A 13,381-nucleotide genomic window follows, 5' to 3' on the forward strand; every position below is an offset into this window, starting at 1 on the left:
GCCCCGCAGCCGCCGGCTGGGGGGCCGACCGGGCCCGGCGGTCAGCTGACCGGACGGTCCCAACTCGCCTGCCAGGTAGCCTGACCGACGATGCCGTCCACCGTCAGCGGCCAGCCGTGGGCGGTCGAGTCCTGCTGGAACTGCTCGCAGATGCTCTTGCTCTGCGCGCCGTACCAGCCGTCGACCGTGATGCTCCACCCGCGGTCCGCCATCCGCTGCTGCCAGCTGCGCACGGCGTCGTCGTGCATCATCGGGTCCCGCAGCTCCAGGTACTCCCCGGGCCACGGCGGCGCCGACGACGCCACCGGCCCGCCGCCGCCACCGCTACTGCCACTGCCACTGCCGCCCGTCGCGACGCCCCCGGGCCGCGGCGCCCCCGCCTGCACCCAGGCGTACAGCGGATCCCCCGGGCAGTCCGTCGCATACCCGTCCCGGTGCCCCTTGATCTCCGCCCCGGCCCCGCCCTGCTGCTGCAGCCACTCGACGGCGTCCCGCAACCCGTTCAACAGGTCGTCGGTCGGCTTGGTCAGCCCGGCGCTCCCGATCATCCCGCACACCGCGTAGTGCGCCAGGTTGAGGGGCTGGTTTCCGTTGGCGGCGTTCTCGTGGTGGAGGCCGCGCCCTTCGTACACGTACCCGTGACAGCAGGCGAGCGCCGAATAGGCGATGTCGATCCAGCCCTCGCTGGTATTGGCCATATGGGCGGCCTGAATGTCCCGCACCCGCCCGGCGCACCACTCGTGGTGGTCCACCAGATCGGCGGGGACTTCCGTGCCCTCGTAGTGGATCTTGACGCCCTGGGCGCCGGCGACATAGGTCCAGTCCCGGGAGGGTGGCCGGGCACCCCACTCGGCGCGGCTGACGAACTTCAATTCTCTTCCTTCACCTGGTGGATAACAGAACTTCAGATCGAGCGGAGAACCGGTCCTGCGACCGGTGGGAGTGATACCCCGCGACGGACGTTCAACCCCTCGGGAAAGGGCGGCCACGGAAATCCGTCCAAGCGCGGATCAGAAAGTCGACCAGTCCGACTTTTCACAGCACAGCTAGGGTGAGGACACCACTCACCCACCGCCCCCAGGAGCCCGTCACCATGACCGAACCCCGATCCCGGAGACCGGCGCGGCCGCGGGAGGAGGTGCTGGCGGTGGCGATGGCGGAGATCGCGGAGCACGGGCTGGCGAAGCTGACCATGGCGGGGCTGGGGAAGCAGCTGGGGATGAGCGCGGGGCACCTCATGTACTACTTCGGCAGCAAGGACCAGCTGCTGCTGGAGACGCTGCGGTGGAGCGAGGACCAGCTCGGGGAGCGGCGGCGGGTGGCGCTCGGGCGGCGCGGGGCGGGCGCCTGGGAGCGGTTCGCGGCGTACGCGGAGCTGTACCTGGCGGACGGGCCGGGCGATCCGCGGTGGATCCTGTGGGTCGAGGTCTGGGGGCGCTCGCCGGCCAGCGCGGATCTCCGCGCGGGGCAACTGGAGATCGAGGCTCCCTGGCAGGCCGACCTGCGGGCGCTGATCGAGGACGGGGTGGCCTCCGGCGAGTTCCGGGCGGGGCCGGCCGAGGAGCGGGCGGCGCAGTTGCGGGCGCTGCTGGACGGGTACTCGGTGCCGTTGGCGATCGGGCTGCCCGGGGTGGACCGGGCGCGATCGGTGGCACAGGTGCGGGCGGCGGCGGCCGCGCTGCTGGGAGCCCGGCCGCCGCGGGCCTGACGGCGCGTCAGTCGTTCCAGACGGCGGCGGCGGTGCGGTCGTCGGCGAAGCCCTTGGCGCGGACCTGGACGTGGCGCAGGAAGTCCACGGTGCTGGGCGGGTGGGGGTGCGACCAGTGGGTGGCGAGGAAGCGGGCCACCGCGGGCTCCTCGGCGATCGGTTCGGCCAGACCGGGCGAGCAGAGCAGCAGGATGTCGCCGGGGGTGGCCGGCACCAGGCGGAACCGGAACGGGCGCGGCTGCGGGGCGGGGGCGGGCCCGTCGGGGTGGTGCAGCAGGCGCGCGGCGTAGGCGTCGATCCAGTGCCCGGCCCGCAGTAAGTAGAGGCCGCCGGGGCCGAGGCCGAAGGCGGCCCGGTGGGTGGCCGCCGGGTCGAGCGAGATCAGCAGGCAGTGCAGGGACCCCGCGTCGGGGGCCGACGCCCGCAGGCCGGCGGCGGCACGGGCGGTGAGGCGCTGGAGTCCGTAGCGCAGCCGGTCCCGGGCGCCGTCGCGCAGGTCGGCGGCGAGTTCGACCCGGCTGCGGCCGATCGCCTCGGCGAGGTGCGCGGCGGCCTGTCGGACGGTGTCGGGCTGGAGCACCGGCAGGTCGGGGAGGGTGGCGGTCGGGTCGGTGGCGGCCTGCGGCGCCGTCCGGGGACCGGTCGCGCGCGGGTCGGCCGGCGGGCGGGCCCGGCTGCCGAGGACGGCCAGCAGCAGGCCGTCGGGGGCCTCGCCGAACCGGGTGACCAGCAGGGCGTCGCTGCGCGGCTCGCCGCGGTAGCGGGCGGAGTCGCCGCGGATGGAGGCGGCGCGGACGGTGAAGCCGGGGTACTGGGCGCCGTCCAGCGCGGTGTCGGGGACCACCGCGGCGACCTGCTCGGGCAGTGCGGCGGGCAGCACGGTGGGCTCGGGGCCGTAGGTGGGCGGGCGCGAGCCGACGTGCGGGGTGGGTTCGGGCGCGGGAGCGGGCGCGGGTGGCACGGCGGCCGCGGGCCCGGGGGCCGGGTCGGGCTCGGGAGCCGGGTCGGGCTCGGCGACCGGCGGATCCTCGGCGACCGGCGCGACCTCCACGACCGGCTCCGGCTCCGGCTCCCGCTCCGGCTCCGGCTCGGCAACCGCGGGAGCGACCTCCACCGGCACCGGCTGCTTGACCAGGTTCACCCGGGGCGCCGGACCGGGCGCCGCCACCTCCCCCGGAGCCGGCGCCGCCTGCGCCCCGTCCCGCTGCCGCCCGATCAGCCCCACCGCGGCGGTGATCGAGTCGAACCAGTCGTCCACGCTCTCCGCGCCCGCCCGCGCCCCGGGAGTGTCCGGGAGCTGTCCCGCCGGCCCCTCGTAGACCCGGCCCCACCAGCCGTCCTCCGGCCGCCCGTGTACGGGCGCCCCCTGGTTGCTCATCCGGCGGCTCCTGTTCGGTCGGGTCAGGCCCGGGTGATCGCCATTCTCCCTGTCCCCGGGCCCGCTGTCCGGGCTTTCCGAAGGATCGATCTGGTCGGTTTCCCCCTGAATTAATCCGAAAGTCGGGCCCAATGAGGGGGACCCCTTCACCCAGTTGGCTGATTAATATGTGCGCATGACCGCGCCAGGACCCGTCCGACCGAGCCCGGGGAGCGCCGCCATCGCCGGCCGCCCGGTCGCCGCGTCGTTGGTCCTGCCGCTGTTCGGCCTGCTGGTCGCCCTGCTGGTGCTGCTGCCGAGCGCGGGCACCGCGCACGCCGCCGCCCCCGGGCCCGCTCCCACCACCGCGCCGGCCGCGACCGCCGAGCACCGGGACCACGCGGACCGGCAGTCGGCCCGGCACGCCGCGCCCGCCGCGCCCGCTCCCGCGGCCCCGTCGATCTGGTGCGCCTCCGAGACGCCCGACCAGGTGCCGGGCCACGGCTGCTCCAGCCACTCCTTCTGCGGCCAGGACGCCCAGCTCCCGAACGCTCCCCCGCAGCCGGGCACGGCCGACCCGCCCCTGCTGGTGGCGCCGGCCGCGGTGCCCGCACCCGCCCCGGTGGCCGCGGCGCGCCGTCCGGCGCCGGCCCCCGATCTCCACCTGCTCCAGGTCAACCGGCCCTGAGCGGAACCCCGCAGGTCCCCGCCCGCCCGCACCCGGCGTCCCCGCCGGCCCCGCGGCCGGGCGAGCGACCCGCGTTCCACCCGTCCCTCCAGCACCACCTCATTCCGCCGTGCGCAGACCGCCGGCGGGGACAAGGAAGATCTCCGTGGGTTCCGCCTCGAAGCAGACCAACAGCAGCCCGACCGCGAACAAGAAGAACGGCAAGCAGCAGACCGCCGACCGCCGCGAGCGGATCGCCCAGCTGCGGGCCGAGGAGCAGCGCCGAGAGAAGCGGATGAAGATCATCGCCTTCTCGGTGGCGGGCGTGCTGGTCCTCGGCACCATCGCCGCGGGCGTCGGCATCGTGCTCAACGCCCAGGAGAAGAAGGACAAGGCGAACGCGGCCAAGAAGGCGCCGATCGCGGGCGTGAAGACCTGGGACAACCTCACCCGCAACCACGTCCAGGGCACGGTCAACTACCCGATGACCCCGCCGGTCGGCGGCGACCACAACCCGGTCTGGCTGACCTGCATGGGCAACGTCTACGACAAGCCGGTGCAGAACGAGAACGCGGTCCACTCGATGGAGCACGGCGCGGTCTGGGTGACCTACAACGACAAGGCCTCCCAGGACGACATCAAGACCCTCTCCGACAAGGTGAAGGCCACCCCCTACACGATGATGAGCCCGTACCCGACCGAGCAGGGCACCATCACGCTGAGCGCCTGGGGCACCCAGCTGGTGGTGGACAGCGCCAAGGACCCGCGGGTGGAGCAGTTCTTCACCAAGTACGTGCAGGGCCCGCAGACCCAGGAGCCCGGCGCGTCCTGCAGCGCCGGTGCGATGCAGTGACGGCCGCCGACGGCGAGCGGTCGCCGAACCCGAGCACCGACGCGGTCCCGGACAGCGACGAGGGCCTGACCGGCGGTCAGCCGTCCCGGCGCCGCACGCTGTGGTGGCCGGCCGCGCTGGCGGCAGTGGTGGCGCTCTGCCTGGGCGTGCCGGCCCTGGTGGCGGGCGGCGGCTCCTCCTCGGCCTCGGTGGCCGCGGCGCCGGCCTCCGACTCGCCCGAGGCGGGCTTCGCCCGTGACATGGCGACCCACCACCAGCAGGCGATCGACCTGTCCTTCATCGTGCGCGACCGCACCGACAACGCCGAGGTGCGCAACCTGGCGTTCGACGTCATCAACACCCAGGCCAACCAGCGCGGGATGATGATGGGCTGGCTGGACCAGTGGGGCCTGACCCAGAGCTCCCCGGCCAAGCCGATGGCCTGGATGAAGATGGACTACCAGGCGCACGACGGCTCGCTGATGCCGGGCATGGCCACCAACGCCCAGATCGACCAGCTCAAGCAGCTGAGCGGGACCCAGGCCGAGGTGTTCTACCTGCAGCTGATGGTGGAGCACCACAAGGGCGGGGTCGGCATGGCGCAGGGGTACGTGGACCTGGCCAAGAACGCGGCCGAGAAGCGACTGGCGCAGTCCATGGTCACGGCGCAGAGCTCGGAGATCCAGCTGATGACCGACATGCTCGCCGCCCGGGGGGCCAAGCCGCTCTCCTGAGACCGGCCCCGCACGACGACCGCGCCCTGACCCCTTCGGGGGTCGGGGCGCGCGCGTCCCGGGCCCGGGCGGGCGGTGGTGTCCCCACCAACCGATACGCTGTCCGCCATGCCCACCGACCCCTCGGCCCTGCCCGGCACGGCTCCGACCAGCGACGGGACCCTCGCGATCGAGCGCGCGCAGCGGCTGACGGACGTGGTGACCCGCCTGCGCCGGGCGCTGCGCAGCAGCATCCGCACCGACTACCCGTGGGAGTCGCTGCCGATGGCGCAGGTGGAGCTGCTCCAGACGCTGGCCGCGGCCCCGCTGCGGGTGGGCGAGTTGGCGGCGCGTCAGCGGTTGGCGCCGAACACCGTGAGCGGCCTGGTCGGCAAGCTGCTGGATGCGGGGTTCGTGGACCGCCAGCCCGATCCGGGCGACCGCCGCACGGCCCGGATCGGCCTGACCGAGACCGGCCAGCAGCAGCTCAGGGACTGGCGCCGGGCGCACGAGCGCCGCATCGCGGGCGCGTTGGACACCCTGACCGCCGAGGACCAGGCCGCGATCATGGGCGCGCTGCCGGCCCTGGACAGCCTGGCCCGCGCCCTGACCGGCCCGGGCGGACCCGCCGCGCCCGCCCCGCCCGCCGTCTGACCCGCCCGCCGTCTGACCCGCTACCCCTGCGCCGCGCGCGCCCACAGGTGGTGCACCGCGTACGAGCGCCACGGGGACCACGCCGTCGACGCGGCCGCGGCCGATCCGGGGTCCCCCGGCAGCCCCAGCCGCAGCAGCCCGTGCCGGACCCCGGCGTCGGAGGGCAGGAACACGTCCGGGTCGCCCAGCGCCCGCATCCGCAGGTAGCCCGCGGTCCACGGGCCGATGCCGCGCAGCGCGAGCAGCTCGGCGGTCGCCTGCTCCCGGTCCGCGCCCGGGTCCAGCCGCACGGTGCCCTGTGCGAGCGCCGCGCACAGCCCGCGCAGGGCCTGCTGCCGTGCCGCCGGCATCGCCAGGTCCTCGGCGGCCGCCTCGGCCAGCGCGGCCGTCGTGGGGAACAGCACGGTCAGGCCGCCGCTGGGCTCGGCCAGCGGTGTGCCGTACCGCACCGCCAGCCGGGCCGCGAGGGTGCGCGCCGCGGCGACGGTCACCTGCTGGCCCAGCACCGCCCGCACCGCGAGCTCGTGCGGGTCCACGTGGCCGGGCGAGCGCAGCCCGGGCCGGGCGGCGACCACCGGACCGAGCACCGGGTCCGCGCCGAGCTGCTCGGCCACCGCCGCCGGGTCCGCGTCCAGGTCGAACAGGGCACGCACCCGGTGCACGGCGGTGGTCAGGTCGCGCAGGTCGGTCAGCCGCAGCCGGCAGTCCAGCCAGCCCCGGGTGGCCGGGACCCCGGTGCCGAGCGAGTCCACCTCGGCGACGGCGGGGCCGTGCGGCAGGCCGAGCGTGCGGCGGTAGGTCCGGGTGCCCGGTCCCGGGCCGGGGACCACCTCCTCCACGCCGGGCACCGCGCGCACCGCCAGGAAGTCCATCAGGTGCTCGGTGTCCAGCGGGCCCCGGTAGGCGAGCCGCAGGCTCAGCGCACCCGGCACCGCGTCGGCGGCCCCGGCGGCGGCGACCTCGGCCCGCAGTCCGCTCGGCGTGCGGTCGTAGACCTCGCGGACGGTGTCGTTGAACTGCCGGACCGAGGCGAAGCCGGCCGCGAAGGCCACCTCGGTGACCGGCAGCCGGGTGGTCTGCAGCAGCAGCCGGGCGGCCTGCGCCCGCTGCGCCCGGGCCAGGGCGATGGGGCCCGCGCCGAGTTCGGTGGTCAGCGCCCGCTGCACCTGCCGGGCGCTGTAGCCGAGCCGGTCCGCCAGCCCGGCCACGCCCTCGCGGTCCACCACGCCGTCGCCGATCAGCCGCATCGCGCGGCCGACCAGGTCGGCCCGGTGGTTCCACTCGGGCGAGCCGGGCACCGAGTCCGGCCGGCAGCGCCGGCAGGCCCGGAAGCCGGCGCCCTGCGCGGCGGCGGCCGTCGGGTAGAAGGTGCAGTTGACCCGCTTCGGCGTCACGGCGGGGCAGCTCGGGCGGCAGTAGATCCCGGTCGTGGTGACGGCCGTGAAGAACACCCCGTCGAAGCGGGCGTCCCGGCTGTCCACGGCGCGGTAGCGCGTCTCGTCGTCGATCACGCACCCCAGTCTGCGCCGCGCCGCGGGCCGGGACTAGCGGAATTCGGACGTCACCGTCCGGCCGTCGGCCAGCCGCCGCCCGACCGACCGGTGCCCGGCCCGCCGCCCCGCCCGCGCCGTCAGCTCGGCGCGCGGCTGCCGTGCCACGGGCGGGTGGCGCCGCGCGCGTCCTTGCTGCGCTGCTTCCACACCCGCTCCCGCTGCGCCGCCAGCCGGGCGTCGGAGCGCGCGGCGATCCAGTCGTTCTCGCGCTGCAGCTTGAGGTAGCTCTCCCAGCGCCGGTGCGCCAGCGTGCCGTCCTCCAGCGCCGCCCGGACGGCGCAGCCGGGCTCGCTCAGGTGCGAGCAGTCGGGGAACCGGCAGCGGTCGGCCAGGTCCTCGATCTCGGCGAAGGCCTGCTGCAGCCCCTCGCCACCGTAGAGGCCGACCCCGCGCAGACCGGGCGTGTCGATCAGCACGCCGCCCCCGGGCAGCGCGAAGAGCTCGCGCGTGGTGGTGGTGTGCCGGCCCTTCTCGTCCGCCTCGCGGGTCTGCTGGACGGTCATCACCCGGTGCCCCGTCAGCGCGTTGGTCAGGGTGGACTTGCCGGTCCCGGACTGGCCGATCAGCGCGCTGGTGGCGCCCATGCAGGCCCGCAGCACGTCCAGGCCCGCGCCGGTCTCGGCGCTGACCGCCAGCACGGTGACGCCCGGGGCGATCCGCTCCACGTCCTCGCGGACGAACTCGGCGTCGGACACCAGGTCGGCCTTGGTCAGCACGACCAGCGGCTCGGCGCCGCTCTCGTAGGCGAGCGCCAGGAAGCGCTCGACCCGCCCGAGGTCGGGCTCGGCGGCCAGCGAGACCGCGATCAGCACGGTGTCGACGTTGGCCGCGAGCACCTGGCCCTCGGAGCTCTTGCCGGCGCCCTTGCGGACGACGGCGCTGTGCCGGGGCAGCAGTGCGGCCACGGCGGTCATCGGCTCGGCGGCCAGGTCGAGCGCGACCCAGTCACCGGTGCACGGATGGGTCACCGACTCGCCGCCGCTGACCGGTCGGGTGTCGACCCGCACGGTGCGCGGCTCGCCGGTCCCGGGATCGGCCAGCACGGCGTCCGCCCGGCCGCGGTCCACCCGGGCCAGGCGGGCCGGGACCAGGCCGGCCTCGGCGAAGACGGAGAAGAGTTCGGAGTGTTCGGCCGTCCAGCCGTAGGCGGACAGCACGGAACCACTGGATTCAGCAGACAACGCGGAAGAGCCCTTCGGGATGCGTACTCCCGGGAGCTGAACGAACGTCAGCAGGCAGCCGGGAGGGAGGAGAGGGGAGAACGAGTGCTGCCGAGGGCAGCCGTGAACGCGGTCGCGGTCATCGGGCCCACCTCCTGCTTCTGCGTCCCGGGCCGCGGTGCGGCCTGCCGGAGAACTGACGGCGGCAGCCTAGGACACCGGCCCCCGCACCGCACCTCATTTATCCGCACCCTGACGGGTCCGTGCCCCGCGGTCGCCTCACTGCCCGTCCCACGGCGGCCGCGGCGGCCGGCCGGGCAGGCCCGCGTCCGGCCGCGGCGGGTAGCCGGGCAGCGCCGAGTCCACCGGCCCGAGCTCCCCGGGGAACCGGCCGTCCGAGCTCCAGGGCCCGGCCGGGTGCTGCGCCCCGGGGCCCAACGGTCCGTCAGGACCGTGGTGCGGCCCGCCCGGCACCGGCGGACGGGCCGCGGGCCGGTCGCTGTCCGGCGGCGGGGGCGGGGTGCGCCGCCGCTTGCGCGAGCCCAGCCGCCCGCGCACGTCGCTCGGGGCCAGCACGTCGGCCCACCGCTCGGGGTACTCCGCGGGCACGTCGTCGTCCTCGTCCGCGCCCTCGCCGTACTCCTCGTCGTAGCTGTCCGCGAGCCCCAGCAGCCGGGCCCGCTCGGCCCGCTCGGCGGCCCGCCGGGCCCCGATCCGGCGCACCAGCGCGGCGGCCGCCTGCTCGCTGGCCCGTTCGTTCTCGGCGCGCGCGTCGGCGGTCTCCACGCTGGGCCAACGGCGGTCTATCGACGCGTTCATCGCCGCGCCGATCAGCACCGCCAGCGCCACCACGAAGATCCACAGCAGCACCGCCACCGGCGCCGCCAGCGAGCCGTAGACCGAGTGGCCCTCCACCGAGCTGACCAGGTACACCCGCAGCACCAGGCTGCACAGCACCAGCACCCCGAGCGCCACCAGCGCCCCGGGGATGTCCTCGCGCCAGGGCGTGCTGGCCGGTACCGACAGGTGGTACAGCGTGGTGAGGAAGACGATCAGCAGCAGGATCGCCACCGGCCAGTACAGCGCGCTGACCAGGCCCGCGATGGTGGGCACCGCCGCCACCACCAGTCCCGGTCCGGCCACCAGCAGCGGCAGCACCAGGGAGCCGATCAGCAGCGCGCCGAGGTAGAGGACCAGCGACATCGAGCGGGTCTTGACGATCCCGCGCTTGCCGTCCAGTCCGTACATCACGGTGATGGTGTCGATGAAGATGTACAGCGCCCGCGAGCCGGACCAGAGCGAGAGCAGGAAGCCGATCGAGATCAGGTCGGGCCGCCCGCTCTCGAAGACGCTGTTCAGCAGCGGCCGGACGATCTGCTGCACCGAGGAGGGCGAGAGCACCGTGCCGGCCGCCGACAGGATGTCCTGCTGCAGCTTCTGGATGGTGCCGGCGCCCAGCAGGTCGTCGAGGTAGCCGAGGGTGCCGGCCAGGCAGAGCAGCAGCGGCGGGATGGAGAGCAGGGTGAAGAAGGCCGCCTCGGCCGCCAGGCCGGTGACCCGGTACTCCACGCAGGTGTTGGTGGTGTCCTTGACCAGGGCCCAGACGGTGCCGCGCCAGCTCGACCGCCGCGCCGCCCGGCGGGACCCCTTGCCCCGTCGCCGGGAGGGCCGGTCCGCGCCCGCTCTGCTGGTTTCACCTGGTGGCTGCACAGGCATACGGTATCGGGCGCGGCCCACGCCCGAGCGGCACCGGCAGCGGTGCACCGCCGCCAGCTCGGACGCCGTCCGGACATCCCGCCATTCGGAACAATACCGTCCGAATGATGGACAACAGTGGACCGGGGCTCGCTCGGCGTGCGAATCTCTTGCCATGCCCAGCGCCGGAACCACCCTGGTAGGTCGACTCCACGTCGATCTCCTCCGCGTGTCCAGCGCCATCTGTCCGGTGATCTGAGCCCACCCAGCCGCCCCCACCGCACCGGCGCCACCCAGCCGACATCCCCGCCGTCGCGGATGTGCGGAGCCTCTCGGGCCTCGATCACCGCTCTCCCGTCCCGCCGCCCGGCGGTGCAGGTCGGAGCAGGTACGAGCCCGGGACCGCGCAGCCCCGCAGATGCAGCTTCCCGCATCAGAGCCACCTGCCCGAAGGACGTTACATGGCCACCACTCCCGACCCGGTCGAGCCCCAGCAGGACGCCGCGCCCCGTGCCGCCGCGGCCCGCAAGGTGACCCGCCACCGTGGCGAGGGCCAGTGGGGCATGGGGCACTTCACCCCCCTGAACGCCAACGAGCAGTTCAAGAAGGACGATGACGGTCTCAATGTGCGGACGCGCATCGAGACGATCTACGCGCACCGCGGCTTCGACTCGATCGACCCGTCCGACCTGCGCGGCCGGATGCGCTGGTGGGGCCTGTACACCCAGCGCAAGGAGGGGATCGACGGCGGCAAGACCGCGATCCTGGAGCCGCACGAGCTGGACGCCGAGTTCTTCATGCTCCGGGTCCGGATCGACGGCGGCCGCCTGACCGTGGCCCAGCTGCAGGCGATCGCCGAGGTCTCGCAGCAGTACGCGCGCGGCACCGCCGACCTGACCGACCGCCAGAACGTCCAGTTCCACTGGATCCGGATCGAGGACGTGCCCGCGATCTGGCAGAAGCTGGAGGCCGTGGGCCTGTCCACCACCGAGGCCTGCGGCGACACCCCGCGCGTGATCCTCGGCTCCCCGGTGGCGGGCGTGGCCGCGGACGAGATCATCGACGGCACCCCGGCCATCGAGGAGATCCACCGCCGGTTCATCGGCAACAAGGACTTCTCCAACCTGCCGCGCAAGTTCAAGTCCGCGGTCTCCGGCTCCCCGGCGCTGGACGTGGCGCACGAGATCAACGACGTGGCCTTCGTCGGCGTGGTCCACCCCGAGCACGGTCCGGGCTTCGACGTCTGGGTCGGCGGCGGCCTGTCCACCAACCCCAAGCTCGGCGTCCGGCTGGGCGCCTGGGTCCCGCTGGAGCAGGTGCCCGACGTCTTCGAGGGCGTCATCTCGATCTTCCGCGACTACGGCTACCGCCGGCTGCGCAACCGCGCCCGGCTCAAGTTCCTGGTCGCCGACTGGGGTCCGGCCAAGTTCCGCCAGGTGCTGGAGGACGAGTACCTCAAGCAGGCGCTGCTGGACGGCCCCGCCCCCGAGCAGCCGGCCGGCGTCTGGCGCGACCACGTCGGCGTGCACCGGCAGAAGGACGGCAACTACTACGTCGGCTTCGCGCCGCGGGTGGGCCGGGTGGACGGCGCGCTGCTCGGCAAGGTGGCCGACCTGGCCGCCGCGCACGGTTCGGACCGGCTGCGCACCACCGCCGAGCAGAAGATGCTGGTGCTGGACGTGCCCGAGGACCGGGTCGAGTCGCTGGTGGCGGGCCTGGAGTCGCTGGACCTGCGGGTCACGCCCTCCCCGTTCCGCCGCGGCACCATGGCCTGCACCGGCATCGAGTACTGCAAGCTGGCCATCGTCGAGACCAAGGAGCGCGGGCGCACCCTGATCGACGAGCTGGAGGCCCGGCTGCCCGACTTCGCCGAGCCGCTCACCATCAACATCAACGGCTGCCCGAACGCCTGCGCCCGGATCCAGGTGGCGGACATCGGTCTCAAGGGCCAGCTGGTCACCGACGAGCAGGGCAACCAGGTCGAGGGCTACCAGGTGCACCTGGGCGGCGCGCTCGGCCTGGAGGCCGGCTTCGGCCGCAAGGTGCGCGGGCTCAAGGTCACCAGCGCCGGCCTGCCGGACTACGTGGAGCGCCTGCTGACCCGCTTCCAGGCCGACCGCCGGGACGGCGAGCGGTTCGCGCAGTGGACCGCCCGGGCCAGTGAGGAGCAGCTGTCGTGAGCGAGCGTGCGGCACCTTTCTACTGCCCGTACTGCGGCGAGGAGGACCTGCGTCCGTCCGAGGAGGGCGGGCACGGCGCCTGGGAATGCGTCGGCTGCCGGCGTGCTTTCAGTGTGAAGTTCCTTGGTCTGCTGTCAGCTTCGAATGGGGGCAATGCAGTTGAGCACCACCACTGATCTGGAGGCACTGGCCGTCGCGGCCGGTCGCGACCTGGAGGAGGCCCCGGCGCAGGAGATCATGCGCTGGGCCGCCGAGACCTTCGGCAGCAAGCTCTGCGTCACCTCCTCGATGGAGGACGCGGTGGTGGCCCACCTGGCCGCCACCGCCCTGCCGGGGATCGACGTGGTCTTCCTGGACACCGGCTACCACTTCCCGGAGACCATCGGCACCCGGGACGCGGTCGCCGCGACCATGCCGGTCAACGTGATCACCCTGACCCCGCGTCAGACGGTGGCCGAGCAGGACGCCGAGTACGGTCCGAACCTGCACGACCGCGACTCCGACCTGTGCTGCGCGCTGCGCAAGGTCGAGCCGCTGCAGCGCGGGCTGATGGCCTACGACGCCTGGGCCACCGGCCTGCGCCGGGACGAGTCGCCGAGCCGGGCCAACACTCCGGTGGTGGCCTGGGACGCCAAGCGCCGCAAGGTGAAGATCGCCCCGATCGCCCGCTGGACCCAGGACGACGTGGACGCCTACGTCCAGGCCAACGGGGTGCTGCTCAACCCGCTGCTGTGGGAGGGCTACACCTCGGTGGGCTGCTCGCCGCTCTCCTGCACCCGCAAGCCGGTGGAGGGCGAGGACGGCCGCGCCGGGCGCTGGGCGGGCTCCGGCAAGACCGAGTGCGGGATCCACCTCTGATGGC

The 13,381-nt window shown here is 74.4% G+C and carries 14 protein-coding genes; 9 read left to right on the top strand and 5 right to left on the bottom strand.

The window, feature by feature from the left end:
- Window positions 1-41: 41 nt before the first annotated feature.
- A complete protein-coding gene (locus ACFW1A_RS16400; protein WP_380409534.1) occupies window positions 42-872 on the bottom strand; it encodes an N-acetylmuramoyl-L-alanine amidase in 831 nt (276 codons plus the stop codon).
- Between the two features lie 221 nt (window positions 873-1,093).
- Between ACFW1A_RS16400 and ACFW1A_RS16405 the strand changes: the two genes are divergently transcribed.
- Window positions 1,094-1,708 (top strand): TetR/AcrR family transcriptional regulator, encoded by a 615-nt coding sequence (locus ACFW1A_RS16405; RefSeq protein WP_380409536.1) that lies wholly within the window; start codon window positions 1,094-1,096, stop codon window positions 1,706-1,708.
- Between the two features lie 7 nt (window positions 1,709-1,715).
- Here ACFW1A_RS16405 and ACFW1A_RS16410 read toward each other — a convergent pair whose 3' ends face one another.
- A complete protein-coding gene (locus ACFW1A_RS16410; RefSeq protein WP_380409538.1) occupies window positions 1,716-3,086 on the bottom strand; it encodes a hypothetical protein in 1,371 nt (456 codons plus the stop codon).
- A 175-nt stretch (window positions 3,087-3,261) separates the two neighbouring features.
- Here ACFW1A_RS16410 and ACFW1A_RS16415 point away from each other — a divergent pair, with 175 nt between their 5' ends.
- From ACFW1A_RS16415 to ACFW1A_RS16430, 4 genes are all read left to right on the top strand, one after another.
- Complete coding sequence (locus tag ACFW1A_RS16415; protein WP_380409540.1) at window positions 3,262-3,753, top strand: hypothetical protein; 492 nt, start codon at window positions 3,262-3,264, stop codon at window positions 3,751-3,753.
- A gap of 145 nt (window positions 3,754-3,898) precedes the next feature.
- Complete coding sequence (locus ACFW1A_RS16420; RefSeq protein WP_380409542.1) at window positions 3,899-4,585, top strand: DUF3105 domain-containing protein; 687 nt, start codon at window positions 3,899-3,901, stop codon at window positions 4,583-4,585.
- 98 nt (window positions 4,586-4,683) lie between these two features.
- Entirely contained in the window at window positions 4,684-5,298 is a 615-nt protein-coding gene (locus tag ACFW1A_RS16425) for a DUF305 domain-containing protein (RefSeq protein WP_380409600.1), read from the top strand.
- 108 nt (window positions 5,299-5,406) lie between these two features.
- Complete coding sequence (locus tag ACFW1A_RS16430; RefSeq protein WP_380409544.1) at window positions 5,407-5,931, top strand: MarR family winged helix-turn-helix transcriptional regulator; 525 nt, start codon at window positions 5,407-5,409, stop codon at window positions 5,929-5,931.
- Between the two features lie 20 nt (window positions 5,932-5,951).
- Here ACFW1A_RS16430 and ACFW1A_RS16435 read toward each other — a convergent pair whose 3' ends face one another.
- The 3 genes from ACFW1A_RS16435 to ACFW1A_RS16445 all read right to left on the bottom strand — a co-directional run bounded on the left by ACFW1A_RS16435 (window position 5,952) and on the right by ACFW1A_RS16445 (window position 10,360).
- Complete coding sequence (locus tag ACFW1A_RS16435) at window positions 5,952-7,442, bottom strand: DNA-3-methyladenine glycosylase 2 family protein (protein ID WP_380409547.1); 1,491 nt, start codon at window positions 7,440-7,442, stop codon at window positions 5,952-5,954.
- 119 nt (window positions 7,443-7,561) lie between these two features.
- Window positions 7,562-8,641, bottom strand: a complete 1,080-nt coding sequence (gene rsgA, locus ACFW1A_RS16440) for a ribosome small subunit-dependent GTPase A (RefSeq protein ID WP_380409550.1) — start codon at window positions 8,639-8,641, stop codon at window positions 7,562-7,564.
- Between the two features lie 282 nt (window positions 8,642-8,923).
- Window positions 8,924-10,360, bottom strand: coding sequence for a YihY/virulence factor BrkB family protein (locus tag ACFW1A_RS16445; protein ID WP_380409552.1), 1,437 nt, complete (start codon window positions 10,358-10,360; stop codon window positions 8,924-8,926).
- Window positions 10,361-10,514: 154 nt separating this feature from the next.
- Here ACFW1A_RS16445 and ACFW1A_RS16450 point away from each other — a divergent pair, with 154 nt between their 5' ends.
- The 4 genes from ACFW1A_RS16450 to ACFW1A_RS16465 all read left to right on the top strand — a co-directional run bounded on the left by ACFW1A_RS16450 (window position 10,515) and on the right by ACFW1A_RS16465 (window position 13,377).
- Window positions 10,515-10,598 carry a putative leader peptide gene (locus ACFW1A_RS16450; RefSeq protein WP_329492070.1) on the top strand — a complete coding sequence of 28 codons (84 nt, stop codon included), beginning with the start codon at window positions 10,515-10,517 and terminating at the stop codon, window positions 10,596-10,598.
- A 202-nt stretch (window positions 10,599-10,800) separates the two neighbouring features.
- Window positions 10,801-12,519, top strand: coding sequence for a nitrite/sulfite reductase (locus tag ACFW1A_RS16455; RefSeq protein WP_380409554.1), 1,719 nt, complete (start codon window positions 10,801-10,803; stop codon window positions 12,517-12,519).
- Window positions 12,516-12,695, top strand: a complete 180-nt coding sequence (locus ACFW1A_RS16460; protein WP_380409556.1) for a hypothetical protein — start codon at window positions 12,516-12,518, stop codon at window positions 12,693-12,695. The genes ACFW1A_RS16455 and ACFW1A_RS16460 overlap by 4 nt, the downstream gene beginning before the upstream one ends.
- Window positions 12,673-13,377, top strand: coding sequence for a phosphoadenylyl-sulfate reductase (locus tag ACFW1A_RS16465; protein ID WP_380409558.1), 705 nt, complete (start codon window positions 12,673-12,675; stop codon window positions 13,375-13,377). The genes ACFW1A_RS16460 and ACFW1A_RS16465 overlap by 23 nt, the downstream gene beginning before the upstream one ends.
- Window positions 13,378-13,381 lie beyond the last annotated feature (4 nt).

This window comes from Kitasatospora sp. NPDC058965 (genome assembly GCF_042741245.1).
In the GTDB taxonomy this organism is placed as follows: Bacteria; Actinomycetota; Actinomycetes; order Streptomycetales; family Streptomycetaceae; genus Kitasatospora.

What these genes read in the sequence shown, in the direction of transcription:
- ACFW1A_RS16405 (WP_380409536.1), top strand. Translation starts at nt 1,094, where the DNA reads ATGACCGAACCCCGATCCCGGAGACCGGCGCGGCCGCGGGAGGAGGTG.
- ACFW1A_RS16410 (WP_380409538.1), bottom strand. Translation starts at nt 3,086, where the DNA reads ATGAGCAACCAGGGGGCGCCCGTACACGGGCGGCCGGAGGACGGCTGG.
- ACFW1A_RS16415 (WP_380409540.1), top strand. Translation starts at nt 3,262, where the DNA reads ATGACCGCGCCAGGACCCGTCCGACCGAGCCCGGGGAGCGCCGCCATC.
- ACFW1A_RS16430 (WP_380409544.1), top strand. Translation starts at nt 5,407, where the DNA reads ATGCCCACCGACCCCTCGGCCCTGCCCGGCACGGCTCCGACCAGCGAC.
- ACFW1A_RS16445 (WP_380409552.1), bottom strand. Translation starts at nt 10,360, where the DNA reads ATGCCTGTGCAGCCACCAGGTGAAACCAGCAGAGCGGGCGCGGACCGG.
- ACFW1A_RS16450 (WP_329492070.1), top strand. Translation starts at nt 10,515, where the DNA reads ATGCCCAGCGCCGGAACCACCCTGGTAGGTCGACTCCACGTCGATCTC.
- ACFW1A_RS16455 (WP_380409554.1), top strand. Translation starts at nt 10,801, where the DNA reads ATGGCCACCACTCCCGACCCGGTCGAGCCCCAGCAGGACGCCGCGCCC.
- ACFW1A_RS16465 (WP_380409558.1), top strand. Translation starts at nt 12,673, where the DNA reads ATGCAGTTGAGCACCACCACTGATCTGGAGGCACTGGCCGTCGCGGCC.